The organism is Methyloprofundus sp., assembly GCF_965251085.1.
In the GTDB taxonomy this organism is placed as follows: Bacteria; Pseudomonadota; Gammaproteobacteria; order Methylococcales; family Methylomonadaceae; genus Methyloprofundus.
The window spans coordinates 637,869-662,340 of the sequence record NZ_OZ252594.1 but is presented as its reverse complement, the minus strand read 5'-3'; the positions used below and the strand labels follow the sequence as shown (position 1 = coordinate 662,340).

Annotated in this window: 24 protein-coding genes; 17 read left to right on the top strand and 7 right to left on the bottom strand. The window is 42.3% G+C overall.

Going from position 1 to position 24,472, the window contains the following annotated elements; all coding sequences use genetic code 11:
* Nucleotides 1-66 precede the first annotated feature (66 nt).
* Nucleotides 67-1,428 (top strand): IS1380 family transposase, encoded by a 1,362-nt coding sequence (locus ACQY3F_RS03230; RefSeq protein ID WP_428353459.1) that lies wholly within the window; start codon nucleotides 67-69, stop codon nucleotides 1,426-1,428.
* A 464-nt stretch (nucleotides 1,429-1,892) separates the two neighbouring features.
* Here ACQY3F_RS03230 and ACQY3F_RS03225 read toward each other — a convergent pair whose 3' ends face one another.
* From ACQY3F_RS03225 to ACQY3F_RS03210, 4 genes are all read right to left on the bottom strand, one after another.
* A complete protein-coding gene (locus tag ACQY3F_RS03225) occupies nucleotides 1,893-2,417 on the bottom strand; it encodes a hypothetical protein (protein ID WP_428353458.1) in 525 nt (174 codons plus the stop codon).
* A gap of 56 nt (nucleotides 2,418-2,473) precedes the next feature.
* Nucleotides 2,474-3,439, bottom strand: coding sequence for an arsenosugar biosynthesis radical SAM (seleno)protein ArsS (gene arsS / locus ACQY3F_RS03220; protein WP_428353457.1), 966 nt, complete (start codon nucleotides 3,437-3,439; stop codon nucleotides 2,474-2,476).
* Between the two features lie 13 nt (nucleotides 3,440-3,452).
* Nucleotides 3,453-4,142: a TIGR04282 family arsenosugar biosynthesis glycosyltransferase gene (locus ACQY3F_RS03215; RefSeq protein WP_428353456.1), complete on the bottom strand. Its 690-nt coding sequence runs from the start codon at nucleotides 4,140-4,142 to the stop codon at nucleotides 3,453-3,455.
* 394 nt (nucleotides 4,143-4,536) lie between these two features.
* Nucleotides 4,537-5,109, bottom strand: coding sequence for a hypothetical protein (locus ACQY3F_RS03210; protein ID WP_428353455.1), 573 nt, complete (start codon nucleotides 5,107-5,109; stop codon nucleotides 4,537-4,539).
* A gap of 381 nt (nucleotides 5,110-5,490) precedes the next feature.
* Between ACQY3F_RS03210 and ACQY3F_RS03205 the strand changes: the two genes are divergently transcribed.
* The 10 genes from ACQY3F_RS03205 (at nucleotide 5,491) to ACQY3F_RS03160 (ending at nucleotide 12,902) form a co-directional block, all read left to right on the top strand.
* Complete coding sequence (locus tag ACQY3F_RS03205) at nucleotides 5,491-5,733, top strand: hypothetical protein (RefSeq protein ID WP_428353454.1); 243 nt, start codon at nucleotides 5,491-5,493, stop codon at nucleotides 5,731-5,733.
* A 39-nt stretch (nucleotides 5,734-5,772) separates the two neighbouring features.
* Nucleotides 5,773-5,931 (top strand): hypothetical protein, encoded by a 159-nt coding sequence (locus tag ACQY3F_RS03200; RefSeq protein ID WP_428353453.1) that lies wholly within the window; start codon nucleotides 5,773-5,775, stop codon nucleotides 5,929-5,931.
* Nucleotides 5,888-6,208, top strand: a complete 321-nt coding sequence (locus ACQY3F_RS03195; protein WP_428353452.1) for an aminotransferase class I/II-fold pyridoxal phosphate-dependent enzyme — start codon at nucleotides 5,888-5,890, stop codon at nucleotides 6,206-6,208. Before ACQY3F_RS03200 ends, ACQY3F_RS03195 begins: the two co-directional genes overlap by 44 nt.
* An 83-nt stretch (nucleotides 6,209-6,291) precedes the next feature.
* Entirely contained in the window at nucleotides 6,292-7,110 is an 819-nt protein-coding gene (gene dapD, locus ACQY3F_RS03190; RefSeq protein ID WP_428357592.1) for a 2,3,4,5-tetrahydropyridine-2,6-dicarboxylate N-succinyltransferase, read from the top strand.
* A 281-nt stretch (nucleotides 7,111-7,391) separates the two neighbouring features.
* Nucleotides 7,392-7,634: a hypothetical protein gene (locus ACQY3F_RS03185; RefSeq protein ID WP_428353451.1), complete on the top strand. Its 243-nt coding sequence runs from the start codon at nucleotides 7,392-7,394 to the stop codon at nucleotides 7,632-7,634.
* 182 nt (nucleotides 7,635-7,816) lie between these two features.
* Nucleotides 7,817-9,064 (top strand): diguanylate cyclase, encoded by a 1,248-nt coding sequence (locus tag ACQY3F_RS03180; protein WP_428353450.1) that lies wholly within the window; start codon nucleotides 7,817-7,819, stop codon nucleotides 9,062-9,064.
* Between the two features lie 25 nt (nucleotides 9,065-9,089).
* The gene (locus ACQY3F_RS03175; RefSeq protein WP_428353449.1) at nucleotides 9,090-9,431 is read left to right on the top strand and encodes an ArsC family reductase; all 342 of its coding nucleotides are present in this window, start codon (nucleotides 9,090-9,092) and stop codon (nucleotides 9,429-9,431) included.
* Entirely contained in the window at nucleotides 9,428-10,561 is a 1,134-nt protein-coding gene (dapE, locus tag ACQY3F_RS03170; RefSeq protein ID WP_428353448.1) for a succinyl-diaminopimelate desuccinylase, read from the top strand. Before ACQY3F_RS03175 ends, dapE begins: the two co-directional genes overlap by 4 nt.
* A gap of 62 nt (nucleotides 10,562-10,623) precedes the next feature.
* Nucleotides 10,624-12,306, top strand: a complete 1,683-nt coding sequence (locus tag ACQY3F_RS03165) for a DUF481 domain-containing protein (RefSeq protein WP_428353446.1) — start codon at nucleotides 10,624-10,626, stop codon at nucleotides 12,304-12,306.
* A 41-nt stretch (nucleotides 12,307-12,347) separates the two neighbouring features.
* Nucleotides 12,348-12,902, top strand: a complete 555-nt coding sequence (locus tag ACQY3F_RS03160; RefSeq protein WP_428353444.1) for a hypothetical protein — start codon at nucleotides 12,348-12,350, stop codon at nucleotides 12,900-12,902.
* Nucleotides 12,903-13,250: 348 nt separating this feature from the next.
* Here ACQY3F_RS03160 and ACQY3F_RS03155 read toward each other — a convergent pair whose 3' ends face one another.
* The 3 genes from ACQY3F_RS03155 to moaA are packed head-to-tail and all read right to left on the bottom strand — an operon-like array spanning nucleotide 13,251 to nucleotide 15,472.
* Complete coding sequence (locus ACQY3F_RS03155; RefSeq protein ID WP_428353442.1) at nucleotides 13,251-14,087, bottom strand: AlbA family DNA-binding domain-containing protein; 837 nt, start codon at nucleotides 14,085-14,087, stop codon at nucleotides 13,251-13,253.
* Nucleotides 14,084-14,464 carry a rhodanese-like domain-containing protein gene (locus ACQY3F_RS03150; RefSeq protein WP_428353441.1) on the bottom strand — a complete coding sequence of 127 codons (381 nt, stop codon included), beginning with the start codon at nucleotides 14,462-14,464 and terminating at the stop codon, nucleotides 14,084-14,086. The genes ACQY3F_RS03155 and ACQY3F_RS03150 overlap by 4 nt, the downstream gene beginning before the upstream one ends.
* Nucleotides 14,465-15,472 (bottom strand): GTP 3',8-cyclase MoaA, encoded by a 1,008-nt coding sequence (gene moaA / locus ACQY3F_RS03145; protein ID WP_428353440.1) that lies wholly within the window; start codon nucleotides 15,470-15,472, stop codon nucleotides 14,465-14,467.
* Nucleotides 15,473-15,721: 249 nt separating this feature from the next.
* Here moaA and ACQY3F_RS03140 point away from each other — a divergent pair, with 249 nt between their 5' ends.
* The 6 genes from ACQY3F_RS03140 (at nucleotide 15,722) to ACQY3F_RS03115 (ending at nucleotide 24,448) form a co-directional block, all read left to right on the top strand.
* Nucleotides 15,722-16,687, top strand: a complete 966-nt coding sequence (locus tag ACQY3F_RS03140; RefSeq protein WP_428353438.1) for an ABC transporter substrate-binding protein — start codon at nucleotides 15,722-15,724, stop codon at nucleotides 16,685-16,687.
* Between the two features lie 537 nt (nucleotides 16,688-17,224).
* Nucleotides 17,225-18,685: an OprO/OprP family phosphate-selective porin gene (locus ACQY3F_RS03135; protein WP_428353437.1), complete on the top strand. Its 1,461-nt coding sequence runs from the start codon at nucleotides 17,225-17,227 to the stop codon at nucleotides 18,683-18,685.
* A gap of 160 nt (nucleotides 18,686-18,845) precedes the next feature.
* Nucleotides 18,846-19,892 (top strand): recombinase RecA, encoded by a 1,047-nt coding sequence (gene recA / locus ACQY3F_RS03130; RefSeq protein WP_428353435.1) that lies wholly within the window; start codon nucleotides 18,846-18,848, stop codon nucleotides 19,890-19,892.
* 33 nt (nucleotides 19,893-19,925) lie between these two features.
* Complete coding sequence (locus ACQY3F_RS03125; RefSeq protein ID WP_428353434.1) at nucleotides 19,926-20,390, top strand: regulatory protein RecX; 465 nt, start codon at nucleotides 19,926-19,928, stop codon at nucleotides 20,388-20,390.
* A 206-nt stretch (nucleotides 20,391-20,596) separates the two neighbouring features.
* Complete coding sequence (alaS, locus tag ACQY3F_RS03120; RefSeq protein ID WP_428353432.1) at nucleotides 20,597-23,212, top strand: alanine--tRNA ligase; 2,616 nt, start codon at nucleotides 20,597-20,599, stop codon at nucleotides 23,210-23,212.
* Entirely contained in the window at nucleotides 23,213-24,448 is a 1,236-nt protein-coding gene (locus ACQY3F_RS03115; protein WP_428353431.1) for an aspartate kinase, read from the top strand.
* Nucleotides 24,449-24,472: the final 24 nt, after the last annotated feature.

Genomic DNA, 24,472 nt, shown 5'->3' with positions numbered 1-24,472 from the left:
CCACAAAACTCCTTATTAAACAATGATATAATATCATTTTCCTGATTTCACTATCTCATTGTTTTAATGAAGCCCTCTAAAGTATCAAAATCCTCATCTCACGTAAGAAACCGTACCCGAACGGTAAAAATGACATCTACAGCACATGGATTGACAAGCCAGGCGGGACTGATTCCCGTCGTGAAATATTTAGACAGGATAGGTTTTGAAAAAACCGTAAAACAAAGCGTTCCACATCGGCGGGGTGAAAATGCAGACCATCACTTATCTGATGTGGTTCTATTGACGTTGGTTGGCATGATGGGGGGAGCAACATCAATGGCAAAGGTGACGACCGTATGGGCAGATAGCGTACTGCGCAAAGTAGCTGGCTGGATAAAGATTCCTGTTGAAACCACAATTTTACGGATCTTTAAAGAAGTAAGTGATAGGCAGATAAGCCCGTTTGAAACGCTCACGCATACTTTGCGTGGTCAACACTGGCGGCGATTGCTTCGTTCCGGAAAATCGAAAACTGGCATACAATCCGTCCAGTGGGTCGATGTCGATTCAACTGTGGACACCGTTTGTGGTCGACAAGAAGGAAGTGCCAAAGGCTTCAACCCCAAAAAGAAAGGTGCCCGTTCATACCATCCACAACTCGCTTTTCTAGCGGAAACAAAAGAAATTTTACAAGCCTGGTTCCGGACAGGCAATGCCTTTACAAGCAATGGTGTTGTAGAATTTACCAAACAGTTACTTGCACACTTGCCCAATCGGATGCGCATTATTTTTCGCGGTGACAGTGGTTATTTTGTCGGTGATTTGCTTGAATTTCTCGATACCAGAGGGCATGGGTATCTAATAAAGGTTAAACTTAAGAATTTGAACGCATTGCTGGCCAAACAGGCCTGGACAGCCATACAAGGCCGACCCGGTTGGGAGCAGAGCGAGTTTCAATATCGTTGTGGTGGCTGGTCTCGCTCTCGTCAGTTTGTCGCGGTCAGGATAAAGCAACCTAAACAAGTGACAGGACCTCAGTCCGAGCTTTGGGATACGGCAGAATATGACTATTTTTGTTATGTAACAACTGAACCTCTATCGCCTTGGCAAACACATAAGAAGTATGGTGAACGAGCGACGTGCGAAACATGGATTGAAGAAGCAAAATCACAAATGGGTTTAGGTAAAATCAGAACGAATCAATTTCTGGCTAATGCCGCATTATTTCATTGCGCCGTTCTTGCCTACAATACCGTGCGCTGGATGGCTCAATTGAGTGGCAACAAAACGTTGTGCCAATGGGAGCCGGATACACTTCGTACTTATCTGATTCGGGTGGCTGGAAAATTACTCACAGGCAATAATCAGCTGAGAGTCAGAACACCTGCAGATCCGCTCTATCCACAGGAATGGGATGATTGGGTTAAGGTGGGGTTACTCGCTTAACATTAACCGAAGTTAAGTCACTTTGATTAAAAGGTCATGGCACGTTGGCAGGGTGTTTATTGCCTTGGGCTCGGGGGATATCCATACGATACAAAAAATTTCCTCTATTTATGATTTAAATCTGGATATTTTGATCGGTTGGACAAAGAGGGCTGGCAAAGCGGCAGTAAAAACCTAATAACCACTTAGCTAGACAGGTTAATGAGAGTCAAAATATGGGCTTGCAGGATTTAGGTAACAGTTAATCAAATAGAATCCTATCGTATTAAAACACCCAGAACCTCAACCCAATGCTGTTGACTTAAGAATAAACGCCTTCTCCAGAGGGAGAAGGGGATTATAATCCTCCTCACCCAACCCTCTCCAGCAAGAGAGGGCTTATGTCAACAGCATTGGGACCTCAACCTGGCCCTAGTCTTTTTGTAGCTTCTTACGTTCAGTATTTAATAATGAACACGTTACGCTTAAATACGTTTCAAGCTTGTCAACGGATTATAAAAGTTAACATCAATAGCGGCTAACTCTACTTCTGGGTGTTGTGTTTCCATCACTTTATGGAGCACATCTTCAGCCGATTGTTTAATATAAACAATAATTAAATAACTCCCCGCCTCTATGTCATCATGGAATAAAGCCATTTTTTTATTCTCTGCAGCAACGCCTATCAAACCACCTTCCCAGGAACCGAACATAGTAAAAAATAGAACAATAGCGTAAAAAGCGACATTAGGTATATCTGAACCAAACAGTTCAGTTGTATTAACCAACCCGGCCGCGATTAACCCAACTGCAAAACCTGAAATTGCACCAAGGATTCCATAGCGTAAAAGATCTAACTGCTCTAAATAATTGCTGGAATGGATTTTCTCTTTTTTTAGCCCCGCCTCGTCCTGACTTAATACATGAATAAACCAGTCCCCTATTCCCGCTTGATGCAAGTCATCAGTAATTTTTCGGGTACTTTCCAACGTAGATGTGAGGTAATACATACACTTCATAATAATTCTCCAGTAAATAACAAAGATGCGCTGATAATTGAACTGTTTTATTCAATACCCGCTGTTAATACGCCCGTACAACTAGATCCCTGCCCGGCAGTACAACCATAACAATGATCGGCAACGCTTATAGGCATTTCTGCGGGCATTTGTTCGAGCAATTGATCAAGATGCGTAGAATTTCCGGATATTGGCATATCCAGCATTTGATTAAAATCACAGTCATAAACATAGCCTTGCCAGTCCACGCTGATTAGACTTTTACACATCACCTGTGCAAGGTTTTCCGGCTGATGGGATCGTTTCAATAAATGCATATACTCATCAAACTGGCCTTTAGCTAACAACACTGCACCAAAACGTTGAATCGGCATATTAGTAATGGTAAACAATTGGTTAAATTGCAGGCCAAAATGTTCACTTAGAAAGGTACGGTAGGATGCTTCCAATTGCAGCTGGGGCGCAGGCAAGGCCATCCCTTGCGGATTAAAGACCAGATTTAGTATTAAGCGGCTATCAGCTTGACCATAGCCGAGCGCATTCAGCTTTTGCAAAGCTTTTATCGATGCTGTGAACACACCTTTTCCGCGCTGAGCATCAACATTGTCTTCCAGAAAACAGGGCAAGGAAGCAATCACCTCAACTTGCTGCTCAGCCAAAAATTCAGCAGTTTCTTCATATCCTGGCTCGACTAAAATGGTCGGATTGCAACGATCCATAACATGCAGGCCTTGTTTTCTAGCCTCTTCTACCAGCCAGCGAAAATCCGGGTTCATTTCAGGCGAGCCGCCGGTTAAATCGAGATTTTCGAGCTGATATTTATCAGCAAACTGTAATGCCGTTACCATCGTCTCCCGAGTCATCAATTCAGTTCGATTGGGCCCTGCATTTACATGGCAGTGGCTACAACTCAAATTACACAAATACCCTAAATTCATTTGTAAGGTGCTTAAGCGCCCACGGCTAATTTGAGGAAAGTCAGTATCGAGTAGTAAAGGTTTAACGTCGCGCATCTTTAGTTTTCGTTTAATATTTAGCAAAATTTGCCGGCAAAACATCCAGAAACCGCATCAGTTCATGTTGCTCAGGTAATGGCTCTGCCAGATTCAGCAAGGCATCACGCAAGGGAAGTAGATCACTCACTTCATCGACATCACGTAAAGCAGCTAAAGTCTTAACATTACCCAGGCGCTCAATTTTATTAAAAAATTGAGCGCCTGTATCGGCTGTGCTGTAGACGACATCCGTCCATAAGCTATGCGGAACAGGACAGTTACCTCCAAACACCCAGAACCCGCCATCAATACTGGGGCCAAAGACTAAGCGTGCTTGTTCTGCATGAGGTAGCCAGTTCACTGCATTTAATAGTTCAGCAGCGGTCATTTGTGGAATATCAGCCCCAACCAGAATAACAAAATCGTGTTCGTTTAATAGTGTTTGATATATATGCGCCATGCGCTCACCTAAACCGCCTTCGCCCTGCCATATGCAAGGCATATCTTCCCAGTAGCTATGGTTTAAAGCGGTTTTTTCAGCTACCGCATAATAGCTTTTAATATCGGCTTGCTGGCTTAATGCTTGCGCAACTGAGGAAACTGATTGAGATGAAGCAAGATGAAAAGCTTCGGCGGTCTCTTTTCCCAGTATTGCAGCCAGGCGTGTTTTTACCGGTGAAAGTCCTGGAGTTTTGACAAAAACGGCTATTGCACCACTCATTTTGAATAGACTAGGCAGTGTAACAAGCGCAGGCTTTTAACTCTTCCCTGGTCTTTAGCACTGGCCCATTATAGTTTTGTATTAACTTACTCATTGTCGTATCCTTCATCTAAGCTTCCAAAAAAATAAAATATGCTTATGTCTGTAACTTCGTATTTAGCTATTAAATATTATTCTAAGTCGTAAAGATACAAGATTCCTTACCAGTGAGCTAAAATTTTTTTAAAATTAGCGTATCAATAAATCCGTACCAAACCAATCTATACTTCGCGCGGTCACGTATACGGTTGTATAGTGAGCTAATTGTTGACGATAGCAACGCCTGCCCCCAAAAAAGAGTCAATCTATAAAATTAAATCTGCACTGCTAAAAAAAATACAGATTGCTATATTATCTAGCTTTTTTCAACGACACCGGCCTGCAATTGTCTAAATAGCACAAAAGCTAAAATCAATAAAAAGCCAAAGCCGACTAGCACCAGTATTTTAATAACCGGCAAGCCGACTAAAAACACCAAACGTTGGCTGTTATTCATGCTTGGCTCTAATTCATCAGATGGTAGTGAAACTTGCAAAGCATACAGCCCGGCCCGTGGAAAATGATGCGCAATAGTCAAAGCGTTATTGGCCTGGCTGACGATTTGTTTAAAAGCATTGTCATAATCAAATAAGACATCCCAGTAGGAGTCTGCAGATAAAAGCTTTAAGTTTAATTTTCTATTATTCAGTTGTAAGTCAGGATCGAAAGTAAAAATCACCTCGCCGGTTGCAGGAAATAATTGGCAATAATGCTTTCCCCCGCCTACTTTAGACGCTGATTGAAAGCCGCCCAGGCGCAATTTAAACCCTGCTACATGCACAGAACAATTATCCCCATGATCAACTCCTGCGTGAGCAAATAGTTTAGGCACAAAAATAAAGTTTAAACTGAGTAGGGTAATTATATATAGAAGAGAACGTTTAGGCATTTGTACTATTTAATGCTGTTATTATACTTCGCGCGGTCACGACTGAGGATTTCTAGCGGCTGATTTTTACCGATAGCTAGGTTGCTGGAACCGTTACGTAGCCAACTACGCGCCAGTTTCAGCGCCCCCTTATCAAGTAGGGGCAGGCTTTGCTATCGACAAAAATCAGCTCACTATATTTTCCGCATCCGTGACCGCGCGAAGTATAGGTGGAGTAAAAAAGCTTTAGCTTTTTTCTTGCAACAGCTAAAGCTATTGCACTCCTTTAATTGAAAATCTAAGCGTATTTTACCTTTTTTTGTAATATGCATTGGGTATTTATAAAAATATAGCACTTGTCCATGATAGAATGCACGGTTACTGAATACTCGACTGCCTTGAATGAATCCACATTTACCGCAATTACACCCCTATTCTGTTGAGACGTTAGCGCATTTAAAACAGGGCATTACTCCGCCTGCAGATAAGGAGCATATTGCCTTGTCGGTTGGAGAGCCAAAACATGCAACGCCGGAAGTGAAAAGCAGCGCGTTATTAGATAATATTGCAGCATTAGGTAGTTACCCAACGACTAAGGGATTGGCCGAGCTAAGAATTGCAATAGGTAAATGGCTAGGTAGATGATTCCAGGTAAACACTGACCCTGAAACACAGGTACTACCGGTGAATGGCACTCGCGAAGCCTTGTTTGCTTTTGCGCAATGTGTTGTTGATCACCGGGAAAACGCATTAGTATTAATGCCGAATCAAATTTATAAAGGCGCGGCTTTACTCTCAGGTGCAGAACCTGAATACTCTGGAAGAAAATCAGTATTTACCTGATTTTGATAGTGTGTCTGTAGAGACATGGAAAGCTTGCCAGTTACTCTATATATGTTCACCAGGCAATCCAGCAGGGACAATCCTAGATCAGGCTACGCATGAAAAATTAATTAAGCTGGCGCTGCAATATGATTTTGTTATTGCTTCAGACGAATGCTATAGCGAAATTTATGCTGATGAAAATCAGCCGCAGCAAAATATTACCGTTTTACCTGGCAGTTATTTATCCCGTGAAGTAGACGGGGTTAAGTTAACCCGGGGGGAATCATGTGCGTAGGGATTTAGTTACTCCAGTACCTGAGTGCATAGAAGCCGCACATCGTATTAAAAATTTTATTAACTCTTTAACATAGAAAAATGATGAACCAATTAGAAAAAATTATTAACCAGGCTTTTGACAACCGAGGTGAAATTTCTCCCACTAGTGTTTCTGACGAGGTGCGTAATGCAGTCAAAGAATCGATCAATTTACTGGATTCAGGTCAGGCTCGAGTTGCTGATAAAAGTAGTGGCGAATGGGTGGTTAATCAATGGCTAAAGAAAGCGGTTTTACTGTCGTTCAGAATTAATGAAAATCGCGTCATGGACGGCGGAGCGGCACGTTACTACGATAAAGTAGAAACTAAATTTGCCTCTTACACTCCTGAAGATTTCGCAGAAGCGGGCGTACGTGTAGTACCTAATGCCGTTGCACGTCATGGTTCGTATATTGCTCCGGGTGCCATTCTAATGCCATCCTACGTTAATATCGGCGCTTATGTGGGTAGTGGCACGATGGTTGATACCTGGGTAACCGTGGGGTCTTGTGCGCAAATTGGTAAAAACGTACATTTATCAGGTGGTGTAGGTATTGGTGGTGTATTAGAGCCATTACAGGCAGGCCCTACCATTATTGAAGATAATTGTTTTATCGGAGCACGTTCGGAAATTGTTGAAGGTGTTGTGGTCGAAGAAGGCTCGGTCATATCGATGGGTGTTTATATTGGCCAAAGCACTAAAATCTTTAACCGTATGACGGGTGAAATTACTTATGGCCGCATTCCTGCAGGTTCAGTTGTTGTTTCGGGTAACCTGCCTTCAAAAGATGGTACACATAGTTTGTATTGTGCAGTAATCATTAAACATGCCGATGAGAAAACACGCAGCAAAACAGGCATTAATGAACTCTTGCGTGATTAAGGTTTAATTTACTGCACCCGACACACAGGGATGTTCGTGTCGGGTTTACTGTCGGTATCAATACAATGCTTGATAAGGAACGCGCACGAAAAACTTAAAACTGGCTGGTCTTTTTATCCGTCTTCTGCGTTGTAGAAACTGTTACGTAGCTGGCTATGCGCCTGTTTCTACGTCCCCGTATCAAGCACGGGGCAGGCTTTGAATACAAATAAAAATCCTGCGCCAGATGCTTAAGTTATTTCGTGCGCGTTCCTAAGCTATTACAATAAAAGGATCCCCCTATGTCAGACACACTTTCCAGCAATGCCGTTATCTATGCGATTCTGTCAATAAATAGTGAAGTTGCTTTGCAAAAAGAATATCTGGACTCGCCAGATGTATTACCCGAAGAACGGGAAAATGAAGAAGGAATTCTGGATGATTTAGAGCAGGCTTTTATGGAGTTTGTCGATTTTTATAAGTCGTGCCGTAAACAAGACAGCTCATTGCCTGAGCTAGATGAGCTATTAAATAACCCATTGTAGACGTCTTAGAGCTCGTTGCCATGCGTTGTTTGACACAAAACTTACTTATCCTAGTGTTATGCTACGGAAGTTTTTGGTCAATGCCCGTTTTTGCGCTTAACAATTCTGATTCAAAAAGTAGCGAACTTATACAACTTAGTAGCGAAGAGCAGCAATACTTACTACGCAAGCAGCAAATTACTATGTGTGTTGATCCTGACTGGATGCCCTTTGAGAAAATAGCACAAGGGAAGCACATAGGCATGAGCGCGGATTTTATGCGGTTATTTGCCAGCAGATTAAATATCAATATAGTTGTCACACCTAGTGGTAGCTGGTTTGAATCACTTAAGCAAGGTGAACAACGCCAATGTGATATTTTTTCGCTGCTGATGGCGACACCTGAACGCAAGAAATTTCTTGATTTTACACAAGCTTATCTAGAATTTCCGCTGGTGATCGCAGTATCCTACCAGCAAGACTATATTAATAGCATAGAAGAAGTTTTGGACAAAGAACTGGGGGTGCAAAAAGGCTATGCGTATGCTGAATTGCTGCAGTTGCAATACCCTGATATAAAACTGATTGAAGTGCCGAGCTTAAACGCAGGTTTAGATAAGGTTAGCCGCAATCAACTGTATGGCATGATTGGTTCATTACCCGATATTAGTTATGCCTTTCAGGAGCGCTATATTGGGGAGTTGAAAATAGCCGGAAAGCTAGCACAACAATCACGCCTAGGTATAGGTACACGAAATGATGAGCCTTTATTAGTAGGGATTTTTGATAAAGCGATCGCCAGCATTAGTGAACAGCAACACCATGAAATTACTAACGACTGGATTGCAATTAAATATGTTTCCGGGACGGATAACACTCTATTGATAATAATCGCCAGTGTGCTGACACTGATGATGCTCTTTGTATTGTATCGTTATTGGCGACTTAGAGAGAATAACTCCCGTTTACGTCACTTGTCCCTCACAGACAAGCTCACCAGTATAAATAATCGGATGAAACTGGATCAGCAGCTTGATGAAGTAATGCATATGGCAAAGCGTTACCAGCATGAATTTAGCGTGATTTTAATTGATATCGATCACTTTAAAAATATTAATGATGAACATGGGCATTTAATTGGCGATTATGCATTAAAAACCCTAGCGCAACTCATGTTGCGTAATATTCGTGCAGTTGATACGCTGGGGCGCTGGGGTGGCGAAGAGTTTCTAATTATTTGTCCTGGACAAACCGAGCAAGGTGGACGTTTGCTGGCTGAAAAATTGCGTAACATTATTGATCAATACGCCTTTGAATTTTTCTCACACTTGAGTTGTAGTTTTGGCGTAGCGGCCTATGCTAAAGACCCTAGCGTCAATGCCTTGCTAAAAAGAGCAGATGCCGCTCTATATAAAGCAAAAAATCAGGGACGAAATCAGGTTTGCACTTAGTGCAGCACGAGTAATTGAACTAAATATGACTATTTTATACGGTATAAAAAATTGCGATAGCGTGAAAAAAGCACGCTTATGGTTAGATAAACATGAGATCGCTTATGAATTTCATGATTTTAGAGTAGCTGGACTAGAGCCTGAACAGTTAGCTTATTTTATAGAAAAAGCCGGCTGGGAAAATGTGCTAAATAGACGTAGCGCTAGTTGGCGACAACTCACAGATGAACAAAAAACTGATTTAAATGTCGCAAAAGCCACAAGTCTGATGCTAGATAACCTTACCTTAATCAAACGCCCTGTGTTACAGACAAATGAACAGGTATTGACAGGTTTTAATCAGCAAAAATATCAAACCTTATTATGAGTGATACCTTAGCTTTACTTAAAGAACTTATTAGCCGTGAATCGGTAACGCCTGAAGATGCAGGATGTCAGCAGCTATTAACACAACGCCTGGAAAAAATAGGCTTTCAAGCCGAACAACTTGATTTTGAGGACACCAAAAATCTGTGGTTGAAACGGGGATTAAATAAACCGCTGTTTGTATTTTTAGGACATTCCGATGTGGTGCCTACGGGCCCGCTAGAGCAGTGGGACTCGCCGCCTTTTGAGCCAACAGAACGGCAAGGCCGTCTTTATGGGCGCGGTGCGGCGGATATGAAAGGTGGAATCGCCTGTTTTGTGACCGCTGTCGAACGGTTTATCGCTAAATACCCTAAGCATGATGGCGCAATAGCGCTGATAATTACCAGTGATGAAGAGGGCCCAGCGACCAATGGCGTGGTCAAAGTCGTCAAAGTACTAGAGCAGCGCAATGAAAAAATCGATTGGTGCCTGGTGGGCGAGCCTTCTAGTGATCAAAAAATAGGGGATGTGATTCGTGTAGGCAGACGCGGCTCCTTATGCGCGAAGTTGCTAGTCAAAGGTATTCAGGGACATGTTGCTTACCCGGATATTGCCAATAACCCTATTCATGGCTTTGCTCCGGCATTACAGGCATTAACTGAAGAAGTATGGGACCAGGGTAATGAATTTTTCCCGCCAACTAGCCTACAGGTATCTAATATCAATAGTGGCACGGGCGCTGAAAACATTATTCCCGGTGAGCTGGAACTATTGTTTAATTTGCGCTTTTGTACTGAATTAAATGAAGCCACGATCAAGCAGCGAGTACTGGAAATATTTGACCGTTTTGATTTTGATTATGAAATTAGCTGGCGCTTGTCAGGTAATCCATTTTTAACCTCAGGTGGGGCACTAATTGCAGCGGCTCATATAGCTATTAAAAAGGTAACCGGGATTGAAACTCTGGATGATACCGGCGGTGGCACTTCAGACGGACGTTTTATCGCGCCGACAGGTGCAGAAGTGATTGAACTAGGCCATTTGAATGAAAGCATCCATAAAATTAACGAGAATATACCTATTGCCGATTTGCAACCCTTGACAGAGATATATGAGCAGTTATTAATCGAATTATTAATTAACAATTAAAGCCGCGCAACTTCCTAGATTGAGCGAGTCAAAAGAATTTATTACTTTTTATAATATTACCCATGAATAAGAAACAACTCACACTGTTTTTCAGTGTATTTTTAGTGTGCCTGCCTATCAATGCTCAACCCATTCAATTTTCTAATGGCGATACCTTAGACGTTGAATTGAAGTATCAGACGGATAAAACGATTACCTTTACTCACGCTATATTAGGTGAGCAAACTATTGATAAAGCTAAAATCCATAATTTACAAGAGCTAAACCTAGATCACCTAATTAATTTTACACAAAGGGAACAGCAAAGGCTAAAAATAGTAAAAGCTGCTAAAACAGCCGTGAAGGACGCGCAAGAAGGTATGACCGCTGCTGAGGCAGAACTCGTCAGTGCTAAAGACGTAGTCGATAATGCGCAAGAAAAAAATAAAGAGACGGCTGAAGAAAAACTCGTTCTTGCCGCGGATAATCTGAACGCTACTAAAAAGGGGCTCAAGGATGCAGAAGACAATTTTAATATGGCGAAAAAAACCATAGTGGCTGAAGTTGCACTGCTAGCAGCTCAGGACAAGCTTAAAGCTGCTAACGCTGAGGTTAACGTAAACAAGTTTGCAGCAGACATCACAGAAGCACAAGCAGATGGCGTTGATCAGCAAGAAATAATTGGCACTGAGGAAAAGCTAGCGACTGCAGATAAAAAACTTATTGCTGCTCAAGAAGAAGTTAAGGTTTCTGAAGAGGAATTAAGAATCGTTACCGGCATTATTAAGGCTGACACTGACCCTTCAATAACTATGGATAGTCTATTGGATGCTGAAGCAAAATTAAAAGATACCAGCTCAGATGATAAACTGACGACAGCAGAACTGATGACGATAGGAGAAGGACCAGTAAGTAAAAAGGACAAGCTGGATATAGCCGAAGCAAAAGTTGACATTGCTGAAGAAAAAGTTGAACTTTCCGCACAAGAAGTTAGAGTTGCGGAAGATAACTTAAAACTCGCCAAAGGCGAAAAAATCAACGATGGCCTTTTGGGAACGGGCTGGTTCAGGGACTGGGATAGTAGCCTTTCTATAGGGCTGAGTGGCTCTTCAGGTTCATCGGTTAATAATACTTTCCGAACAGCATTTAATACCCGATACGAAGATGAAAAGGGTCGCTGGGATTATAAATCTTTTTATTTTCGCGATTCGGAAAATAATGTCACCGGTGAAAATCAAATTAATGCAACCCTGGTTAAGGATTGGTTTTTTGCTGACACCAAGTGGTTTGCATTTGCTACAGGTGTTTATGACTGGAATGAATTTAAAGACTGGCAGCATCGACTTCAGTTTGGTGGAGGACCCGGTTATCAATTTATTAAAACAGAGCATTGGGAATTTTCCGGGCGAGCAGGTGCTACGCTTGTTACTGAGTTTGGGAAAACACAGTATGATAGCAATGGTGACATTATCTTTAACCCTGATGGCAGTGTGCTAGAAGATACTATTGTAAACCTTGAAGGTTTGATCGGCGCTGACGTCACTTGGCATATAACGTCTAAGCAACACTTCAGTATATCTAACTATTTTTATCCCAGCTTAACAGATAGTGGTGAATTTAGAAATCTGACCAATATATCCTGGATACATTCCTTAGACTGGTTTGAAGGTTTGGCGCTGAAATTCGGGATACGTAATGAATATGATACCTCTGAAACAATCCCTAATGAATTCAACTATAACTTTTCAGTACTTTGGGGATTCTAAAAATATGTTATTTTATAGTTATTGTTTTACTGGAGAAATTGATGATAAATAATAAAAATTCGGGATTAAAGTTATTAATGACTATGCTGCTGGTCCTAAGCACCAGTGCATGTTCGATCTTTAGCCCGACACCAGAAATCAGCAATGCTGAAGCCTGTGTCAGGTTAAATGAGTTAATTGCAGATCATGCCAATGATTTTAAGCAGTATAAGAAGAGCTTAAAGAACACCGCTCCACTTCGGAATATGCAAATCTGGAATGCAGAACGGGTATTCCCTCTGGCACAGAACTGCCAGGTTTGGCAATGGAGTTCAGGTTTGATGAATTACTTCTGCGCTTGGGATGAGTCTGGTAAGGAAGACGCGCAAGCGAGCTTTGATAAAGGGGCCGAAATAATCAATCAGTGTCTGGGTAAGAAATGGCATAGTAAGTTTACCCGTACGCAAAGCGGTGGTGGTAGCGCACTCTTTTACCAAGCAGGTGTAAAGACCATTATTTCTATACGCTACTTTAAGGAAGCACGTACTATTTTGGATAGCTGGAAAACGACTTTATATCTCGGCGATGAGAGCAATTTAAAAGCAGAAGTGCAGTAATAGCACAATGTAGAGCGGACTTAAGTCCGCTATTCCCATCATCAAAGCCTAGGAATGTGCAGGAAATAACTTGAGCACAATGGAGCGAGGAACTTTACTGCGCCTTTTAAAGTGCTGGCTAAAGACCTGCGCTCCAATGTCATTAAGTTAAGCATATTGCATAGGATGTGTTGACGATAGGAAACGCATCAATCTCGAAAGATGCGTTTCGTTCCTTAACGCATCCTATATAACGCTCTTAACTTAATGGCATTGACCTGCGCCCCATATAATAATGTAAAAGTGATTTTATGCACGTTCCTGACTTAGCGGACTGAAGTCCGCTCTACATCTACCACAGCGCACCACTTAACGATTCCAGCGATGCGCAATAAATTCTACAGCTTCCTGAATATTCAAATCGCGCGTGCCCCCACCGGTGCGCAGATAAAATTTTGGCGTATTGCCCTGGTTTAAAAATACCGGACGGGGTGAGGCCAAGATGATCAGGCGGCAGACATCCTTGCCGTCAATCACATGAAACAAGACCTTAACAAACTGGCATAAATCTGCGCCTAACTGAGCAGATATCGCCGTAATAATAGCCTGTTCATAGCCATCCTGGTCCTGACGCTTTAAAGACTTATAGTCTTTTTCCAGCCCCAGAATTTCACCACTATCAGAAACGCCAATTAATAGCGTTCCACCCAGCGAGTTATTTAAATACCCGGCCAGGGTTTTTAATACCACGGTTTCTAGCGCACGGTTGACCCTATCTTGCTCTAAATCCCAACGAAAAGAAGACTTGAATTCCAGTAAAGGGCCTTCACCTTGCAGAATTAATGTATGTAAATTAACCGATAATTCACGACTTAAGCGGCCAATTCTTTGCAAACGCCTGTGCAGCAACTCATAAATAAAAGCGATAACCAAGCCAAATATTGCACCAAGCTGACCAAGAAATATGGTTTTACCCGGTGTTCCGCCCATTAAGGAGGTTTTAAGCTGGCTGTAAACGTAAGTCAGCGCAGTGGTTATTTTTACCTGTAAATCTTCACTAGTGCCTTCACTTTCATAAAAAAAGATAAAGTCATAGATAGGGTAAAAGATCAAAATTCCTGTTAAAGCACCGATTAATGCAGCAAAAAAATAAAGTTTAAAACGCTGCTCCCAGAGCGCGATAATCAATAATAAAAAGCGTTTCATTTTGTTTCCATCGGAAAGCCAGCTTGCCGCCAGCTAGTCATGTGACCTTGTAAATAACGAATATTTTGAAACCCTGCTAGAGAGTATGCAAATTTTGCAAACCCGGCACGAGGCCCATGTTCGCAATATAAAATGACATCTTGCTGTTTATCCGTATTATCTAACGCATCGCTGGTAAATGATTGCCAGAAAGGAATATGCTGTGCGTGTGGAATATGCCCGGAGTTAAATTCTCCGGAAGAACGGACATCAATAATAATCGGGGCTTGATCAGACTGTAATAAGGATAGAAGCTCGGCTTGTTGAATATGCGTTTCACTCGATGTGCTGCAAGCCTGTAATAAAAGGCCAATTAGGCTTAAAATAAAGACCTTCATTTAACCTCCGGTAGTATTCATATGGCGCATAATAATAGGTTGTTCGCTTAAATCAAACTCATGTTTTTCAGGCTTTATATCCATCGAATCGATCATCACTTGTTTTATATGGTCGGTATCATCAGGGTGAGAGCGTAGTTCCGATTTCAAATCAATCGAATGTTCATTACCCAGACAAAGCAATAAACGCCCTTCAGCCGTTAAACGCACACGATTGCAAGTGCTGCAAAAATTGTGGCTATGCGGCGAGATAAAGCCTACTTTTGTCGAAGTACCTTGAATGCGGTAATAATCAGAAGGACCGGCAGTCGTCTCGGCGATTTTTTCTAGGGTAAACCTGGCGGCTAAATCAGCACGAATCTGATCACTGGAATAATACGTTTCAGCACGATTGTGTGAGTCAACAAAACCCAGCGGCATTTCTTCGATAAAACTGATATCTATTCCGCTGTCCAGTGCAAATTGCACTAAATCGATGACTTCATCATGGTTGCGGTTTTTTAAAATAACGGCATTGATCTTAATGCGTTTAAAGCCCGTATCAATTGCGGTGCGTATCCCTTTTAGCACGGTATTCAGGTCGCCAGTACGGGTTAATTGTTTGAACTTTTTCGCATCCAGAGTATCCAGGCTAATATTTAAACGTGAGACCTTAGCTTGTTTTAGCTGGCTAGCGGTCACGGCAAGCTGTGAACCATTGGTGGTCATCACTAACTCTTCAAGCAAAGGTAAGTTACCAATTTTTTGTAACAAATCCACAGCATTGCGACGTATAAGCGGTTCTCCTCCAGTGATTCTGATTTTGGTAACGCCGAGTTCGGTAAAGCATTTAGCTAGGGTATAAATTTCTTCCAGGCTCAGAATTTGCTCGCGAGGCAGGAAGGTCATTTCTTCAGACATACAGTACACGCAGCGAAAATCACAGCGATCTGTAATAGAAATACGAACGTAGTCAACGCTTCTGCCGAAACGATCAACTAATTGTTTTGCTTGTTTAGGGTGGCGCATTACTCGCTTCTGTATAGAAAAGACTATAATCCTAAAAAAATCAGTTGCTCACGGTTTCTAGCACAAACTCTTGATTCCACAGCACTTCAAAAAAATACCCGCTTAACCTATGGGTGAAGCTAAGATTTCTTTAAAGCACTGTGAAACCAATATCTTGCACTATAATCCCGCACTCAACTGATTTTTCTAGGATAATAAACATCTAATTTTATCAGTTTTTAGCCTGACTGTTCTAAACAATATTCCCTAATGCTAAACAAATATAAAAAATTACTCTTGATCTGCACCCTACTCTTTAGCCAGTTTAGCTTTGCTAGCGAAAAAACTTTGATTCGCATAGGTGCATTGGCCTTTGGTACAGTGAACTGGGAATTAACGGCCATGCAGCAGGCGGAGATGATAGAGACTGAGCATTACCGTTTGCAAGTGATAAAAATGGCTAATCCTCAAGCCGGGAAAATAGCTTTGCAATCTGGGGCTGTAGATATGATAGTTGCTGACTGGATATGGGTTTCACGCATGCGCTCCCTAGACAAAGATTATACCTTTTACCCGTATTCAAACACCACGGGAGCGTTAGTCGTTGCTGATAATAGTCCTATAAAAGAACTCAAGGATTTAAACAATAAAAGGCTTGCCATAGCCGGGGGGGAACTAGATAAAAATAGCCTATTGTTACAGGCGCTAATGCAAAAACAGGGACAGGCAGAGGTTTTTGCCAGTATAGAAAAGGTTTATGGTGCCCCGCCTCTGTTAAGTCAGCAAATACAGCATCAGCGTGTTGATGCCTTATTAACCTATTGGCACTATGCCGCACGTATGCAGGCTGAGGGTTATCAAATACTAATGACAGGTAATGAGATTTTGCAGGGCCTGGGCATTGAAGTCAGCGTACCGAGTATAGGTTATGTGTTTGACCGGTCATGGGCAAATAACAACAAAGTTGCCCTACAGGCCTTTTTAGCCAACACAAAGCAGATTAAACATACTTTATGCACTGAAGATTCAGCCTGGCAAGGTATAAAGCCTCTAATACGCGCTAAAACAGCACAAGTAAATCAGTTGTTGCGTCAGCAGTATTGTAACGGGCAAGTGCTTAGCTGGGGTGATAAGGAGCAGCAGGCTGCGTCTAAGGTCTATCAGTATTTGAAAAAACTGAGCTCGGATCGCTTAACAGGAAAGGCAGAAAATATTCAGGCGGGTACTTTTTGGTAGCCACAAAGATACCACCCCTTCAGGGGACAGTGCTGTTGACTTAAGAATAAACTCCTTCTCCAGTGGGAGAAGGTTGGGATGAGGGGATTTAAAAGCATGATTTTATTCTCCTCACCCATCCCTCTCCAGCAAGAGAGGACTTTAGTCAACAGCATTGCCCTCAAGGGATGGTATCTTGATTCTGTAACATAGAGCAATCTTGTCTGGAGCAAAAAAGTTTAAGCTTTATTCTAGTGGCTGCCATATATAAAGCCTTTGCACTGCTATTTTTCCCTAGCAAGCTAAGTACCCAAGCATAATTAATCCAACATTTTACTTGTCTTTTTTCTCATTTTCAGCGCTGCATAAAGAGTTGCGTAGCCAGCTATGCGCCTATTTATGCGCCTTGAAAATGAAAAAAAATCCTGCGTAAAATTTGTTAAATTAATTATGCCTGGGTACTTATAGCAATAAAATTTAATTATTCGACTGTCATAATCCTGTCATAAATATCTACTATTATTGAACGAATTTTTTTGACTATTAGGATACATCTCAATGGCGATCACCAAAACAGCCAGAATTTTGGCTCTGGGCTCAATGTTAATGCTGGGCAACACCGCTGCATTTTCAGAAAACAAAGCTCTGCTAGATACATTGCTACAAAATGGCTCAATTACTCCTACCCAGTATGAAAATCTGACTAAACCAAAAGCTCCCAGCAGCAGTGCTGATAAAGAACTAGGTTTGAACGAGGTGCTTCTACAAAATGGTGTCATCAATAAAGCTCAGTATGATGCCTTATCAGGGCAGAAGGTCGTTAAGGCTGAGCAAGGCACTGTTCAGCAAGACGCTGTTAAAAAAGGCGATGATGTTATCGTTAAATTAGACTCGAAAGGCTTTCGAGTGGAAACAGCGGACAAAGCCTTTAAATTTAAAATGGGTGGTCGTATTCAGGCTGATGTGAATTTTAGTGCTAATGGTCAGGACTTTGACCCCGCACCCACCGAAGGATTTGAGCTTCGACGTGCGCGTCTTTATGCGGCAGGTACCGTGTGGACAGATTTTGACTACAAGGCACAATTCGATTTTGCAGGAAACAAAGTCAGAATTAAGGATTTATTTGTAAAATACACTGGATTTGACTGGCTAGATCTTACCGTGGGTAACCAAAAGCAAACCATTAGTTTAGAATTGCAAGAAAGTTCTAACGATATTATGTTTACTGAGCGTTCATTAGTTTATTCATTGACAGCACCATTATTTGATCGTGCGCTAGGTGTCAGGGCAAGTTCTTCAGGTAAAAACTGGTCGGCCCAATTTGGTGGTTATGGTTCGTCAATCAATACAAGCCAGACAGGTAGGTGGGGAGTTACATCCCGGGTCACGGGTGCGCCAATTTTGTCTAAGACACATCTATTGCACTTAGGCGCGAATGTGGGTTATCGTAACTTGAACGATGGCGGTGTTCGCTTTAGGTACGAAACAACGAATTTATCGAGTGAGTATTTTACGGATACCATGACATCTATAGTCAATGTTGACGGCGCAACTTTAGCAGGTTTTGATGCGGCCTATATGTTAGGTCCTTTCTCTGTACAAGGTGAGTATGCTCACACCTGGCTTTCTCGTAATAACGATTTGAGTGGCCTGGATTTTGGGGCTTATTATGTGCAGGCAGCATGGACTTTAACGGGCGAATCTCGCTCATATAAAGCATCACATGGAAAGTTCAAGCGTTTACAACCAAACAATCCATTTAGCTGGAAGAAAGGTACCTGGGGTGCTTGGGAACTGGCCGCCCGGATTGATGGGAATGACCTGAATTCTGGTGATATAGTGGGTGGTGAAGAAACAGCTCTTACCCTTGCAACAAACTGGTATTTAAACCGCAATATTCGCTTGATGGCTGATTACCGTTATGCATTTGATATTCAAGATTCTGCAGTATTAAGATATGGTGATAGTGCAGAAACGGGTATTCATCAATTCACGCTACGTACACAGTTGACGTTCTAACATTAAGGAAGCAATAGCTTGAACCTAGAAAAGCCAGCTATATGCTGGCTTTTTTTGTTAAATAACAAACAACTTAAAGATAAGCGCTAATTTTGTTATGCGCTTTAAACAGGCTATGTGATAATACACGGTTTTAATGCGTATTTCAGGGCTTCAAAAAATGGATGAGAATAAGCAGAAAGCATTAGGCGCCGCCTTAATGCAAATTGAAAAGCAGTTTGGAAAAGGTGCAATCATGCGTATGGGCGATGATGCGGCATCGCGTGATATACAAACTGTTTCTACTGGTTCTTTAACTCTTGATATTGCCTTAGGTGTAGGTGGTTTGCCGCGCGGACGAGTGATTGAAATATATGGACCTGAGTCTTCAGGTAAAACCACGATGACTTTATCGACTATTGCACAAATGCAAAAGTTAGGGGGTACGGCAGCATTCATTGATGCGGAGCATGCGCTAGACCCAAGCTATGCAGAAAAAATTGGTGTCAATGTTGATGATTTACTGGTTTCACAACCTGATACGGGTGAGCAGGCTCTTGAAATTGTCGATATGTTAGTGCGCTCTAATGCAGTTGATATTGTGGTTATCGATTCGGTGGCAGCATTAACGCCAAAAGCCGAGATAGAAGGCGATATGGGTGATTCCCATATGGGCTTGCAAGCACGGTTAATGTCACAGGCTTTACGTAAATTGACTGCAAATATCAAGCGTTCTAATACGATGGTGATTTTCATTAACCAGATCCGTATGAAAATTGGCGTGATGTTTGGTAGTCCGGAAACCACGACGGGTGGTAATGCCTTAAAGTTCTATGCTTCTGTACGTCTGGATATACGTCGTATTGGTGCGATTAAAAAAGGCGATGAAGTTATTGGTAACGAAACGCGCGTTAAAGTCGTTAAAAATAAAGTTGCCCCTCCTTTTAAGCAAGCTGAATTTGAAATTCTCTATGGTGAAGGCGTTTCATTCTTGGGTGAGTTGATCGACCTGGGCGTGAAACATGGATTTATTAATAAGGCGGGTTCCTGGTACAGCTATGGCAAAGATAAAATTGGCCAGGGTAAAGATAATGTGCGTGCTTATTTAAAAGATAACCCGCAGATTGCTGAAGAGTTAGAAAAAAATATTCGAGCTGAAGTCTTTGATGTAAAGGATGATACAAAAGGAACTATAGTTGAGTCTGATGATGCGGATGGATTAGCGTAGGGCTGACTTTAGTCTGCTCATTTGCATACTTGAATGCCTAAGGATGACACGAAAAATTATAAAGCGATAAAAGAAGCTTGCTTACGCTATTTGATGCGACGCGAACATAGCCAGCAAGAATTAGTGCAAAAAGTATCTGCTAAAGGTTTTGTTAAACAGGATGTTGAACAGGTCATAGGCGAGCTAATAGAACAAGGCCTGCAAAGTGATGCGCGATTTGCAGAAAGCTATGCAAGAAGCCGTGTACATAAAGGGTTTGGCCCCTTACGAATTCAGGCAGAGCTGCAACAACGCGGAGCCGGTAAATATCCGTTTGATATGGCAGTAGAAGATATTGCGGGTAGCTGGCAAGAGTTACTAGAGCAGGTTTATAGTAAGAAATACGGCAATAAGCCGATTCTGGATCTTAGGGAAAAACTCAAACGGTGTCATTTTCTTCAACAGCGTGGCTTTCCGAATGAGTTGGTACAACACTTATTTAAAAAACTGTCACTGTAGAGCGCACATAAACTCACAAGTGAGATAGGTAGTCATGGAATCGAATTAATTAGCTGGGGGAGTAGGCTTTAGCCTACACCTGAGCATATGATTGGTACGTGTAGGCTAAAGCCTACTCCCCAAATAGTGTAATGATAGCCAAAAAATACAGGCGCTTAATTGTTTAGGGGCCAGTCATTAGAAAAAAGTATATATAGTCTTAAATTATGAAAAATCTGACCGGTGCAGAGTTACGTACTGCCTTTTTACAGTTCTTTGAAAACCACGGGCATTCTGCCCAGCTTTCCAGCTCTTTAGTACCTGGCAATGACCCCACCTTGCTATTTACCAATGCAGGTATGGTGCAATTTAAAGACGTGTTTTTAGGCAGGGAAAAACGTAATTATGTGCGCGCAACCACCAGTCAGCGTTGTGTTCGCGCGGGTGGTAAGCATAATGATCTGGAAAATGTCGGTTATACCGCCAGGCATCACACGTTTTTTGAAATGCTGGGTAATTTTAGTTTTGGAGATTATTTCAAACAAGAAGCGATTCATTTTGCCTGGGATTTTCTCACCAAGGAATTGGAAATCCCTGCTGAAAAACTCTGGGTTACAGTCTTTAATGAAGATTCAGAAGCAGAAAAAATCTGGCTGGAAGATATCAAAATTGATGCGCATCGTTTGTCGCGTATCGGTGCAAAAGATAATTTCTGGTCGATGGGCGATATAGGCCCTTGCGGACCTTGTACGGAAATATTCTATGATCATGGAGAAGAAATAGCCGGCGGCCCTCCGGGAACGCCTGAGGAAGATGGTGATCGTTATATCGAAATCTGGAACCTGGTATTTATGCAGTATGACCGGGATGCTGAGGGAATTTTAACGCCATTACCCAAACCCTCAGTTGATACGGGCATGGGGCTAGAGCGTATTGCCGCTGTATTACAAGGTGTGCATAATAATTATGAAATTGATTTATTTCAGAAACTATTAAGCACTGCAGCAGAACTTGCCGGCATTCAAGATTTAACTGAAAGCTCTTTAAGGGTAATAGCCGACCATATTCGCTCCTGTGCTTTTTTGGTGGTTGATGATGTCTTACCGTCCAATGAAGGACGTGGCTATGTCTTAAGGCGTATTATTCGCCGCGCCATCCGTCATGGCTATCGTTTGGGTATACGAGAAGTTTTCTTCTATCAATTAGTTGCTCCATTAGTCGCTGAAATGGGTGAAGCTTATCCTGAATTGGCTGCTGCACAGGGACAAGTTGAGCGCGTATTAAAAGTTGAAGAAGAGCGCTTTGCAGAGACCTTAGAACAAGGCATGAAAATTCTGGAAGCCTGCGTAGAGAAAATGAGTGGTAAAGTCATTCCCGGAGACGTGGTTTTTCAACTCTATGATACCTATGGTTTCCCTGTCGATTTAACCGCCGATTATGCGCGTGAGAATAATCTTACAGTTGACCATGCGGGCTTCGATATCGCCATGGGGGCACAGCGTGATAGAGCACGCGCGGCTAACAATTTTGGCGCAGATTATAATCAGACTATAAAACTGGATGCAGAAACCGAATTTACCGGTTATCAGCAACTGAATGATCAGGTAAAAATTATTGGTCTGTTTCAGCAAAGTGAAGCGGTTGAATTACTTGCAGAAGGCGCAGAGGGTGTAGTGGTATTAGATAGTACACCTTTTTATGCTGAATCCGGTGGCCAGGTAGGTGATTTTGGGCGTATCGAAGTTGAAGGGACAGTTTTTGAAGTCAGCAATACGCAAAAACAGGGTGGCAGTTTGTTTTTGCATTACGGTAAAGTCCTCACTGGCGAGTTAAAAAACAATGTCGCATGTAATGCGATGGTTGAACCAATAGCCAGGCAATCAATTGCACTAAATCATTCCGCAACCCATTTATTACATGCAGCATTGCGCCAAGTATTAGGCGACCATGTTACGCAAAAGGGTTCATTAGTCAATGCTCAGCGATTACGTTTTGACTTCTCTCATTTTGAACCTATGAGCGCAGATGAAATAAAAATCATAGAGCGTATGGTCAACCAGCAAATTCGTCATAACGAACAAGTCACAGCGGATATTATGTCTAAAGACGATGCCATAAATGCAGGCGCAATGGCGCTGTTTGGTGAAAAATATGGTGATGAAGTCCGGGTTTTAAAAATTGGCGATTTCTCCACTGAATTATGTGGTGGTATTCATGTGCAACGCGCAGGCGATATCGGGCTATTTAAAATCATCAGTGAAACTGGCGTTGCTTCAGGTGTCAGACGACTAGAAGCCATTACCGGCGAAGCGGCAATACAATGGCTGGAAGCACGGGAAAAAGCAATTACCGAAATTGCCAATGCCGTTAAAGCCGTGCCGGAAACTGCCGCAGAAAAAGTGCAGCAATTAATCGACAAAAGTAAGTCGCTGGAAAAAGAATTAGAGCGATTGCAGGCTAAATTGGCCAGTTCTGCAGGTGGCGAGTTAGCAAATCAGGCGGTTGAAATTGATGGCATCAAAGTACTGGCAATTAAACTTGAAGATGTTGAACCCAAAGCCATGGTTGATGTACTAGATCAACTGAAAAATAAATTAGGTAGTGCAGCGATCGTTTTAGCCGCGGTAAGCGGCGGCAAAGTCAATTTAATTGCCGGTGTTTCAAAAGACCAGACCGCACGACTTAAAGCAGGTGACCTAGTCAATTCTGTGGCTGCTCAAGTCGGTGGTAAAGGCGGTGGCCGCCCAGATATGGCAAGAGCAGGAGGCACAGAACCAGATAAGCTGGATGCTGCATTAAAGCAAGTGCCTGAGTGGGTACGTGGACACATAGGTAGTAAATAAATGGCGTTTTATGTATATAAGTTCGGCGGCACATCTGTCGGATCGGTAGAGCGAATTAAAGCAGTAGCAGACAAAGTAAAACTAGCGCGCGATAAAGGTGATCAAATCGTAGTTGTGGTATCGGCGATGAGTGGAGAAACCAATCGATTAACGGGGTTAGCCGGAGAAATTCAGCTGAAACCTGTTGCTCGTGAAATGGATGTATTATTATCTACAGGTGAACAAGTGACCATGGCTTTACTGAGCATGGCGCTAGATGAGCTAGGTTGCCCTGCGTGTTCCTACACAGGCAGTCAGGTGCGTATCGAAACTGATAGTACGCATACCAAGGCCCGCATTAAAAGGATTGATGATGCGAAAATACATGCCGATCTAAATGCCGGGAAAGTGGTTGTAGTTGCAGGTTTTCAAGGCGTCGATGAACATGGCAATATCACTACCCTAGGGCGTGGTGGTTCGGATACAACGGCAGTTGCACTGGCCGCAGCTTTAAAAGCGGATGAATGTCATATCTACACCGATGTGGATGGTGTATATACCACCGACCCTCGAGTGGAACCAAAGGCCCGGCGTTTAGATAAAATCACTTTTGAAGAAATGCTGGAAATGTCCAGCTTAGGGTCTAAGATCCTGCAAATTAGATCGGTAGAATTTGCCGGTAAATACAATGTCGCATTACGCGTATTGTCATCATTTTCAGAAGGGCGAGGAACGCTCATTACTTACGAGGAACCAACTGTGGAGCAAGCGTTAATTTCAGGCATTGCATTTAACAGAGATGAAGCAAAACTAACCATTACCGGCGTGCCTGATATTCCTGGTGCAGCATCAAAAATCCTCGGCCCGATAGCTGATGCAAATATCGAAATTGATATGATTATCCAGAACGTCGCAGATGATGCGACTACGGATTTCACCTTTACCGTACACAGGAATGATTTTACCACAGCTAAAGACATACTAACCAAGACTTCAAAGGAACTATCTGCCAGAGCAATTACAACCGATGACAGTATCGTAAAAGTTTCAATTGTAGGTGTGGGCATGCGCTCACATGCAGGCATAGCCAGCAAGATGTTTAAAGCACTGGCAGATGAGGCAATTAACATCAAGATGATTGCTACTTCGGAAATAAAGATCTCCGTAGTAGTTGATGAAAAATACCTTGAATTAGCGGTAAGAGCACTGCATTCAGCATTTGAATTAGAGCAACCCCCAGTAGAAGCGGCAAGTTAGCTCTTTATGTGGATAAAAAAGTTA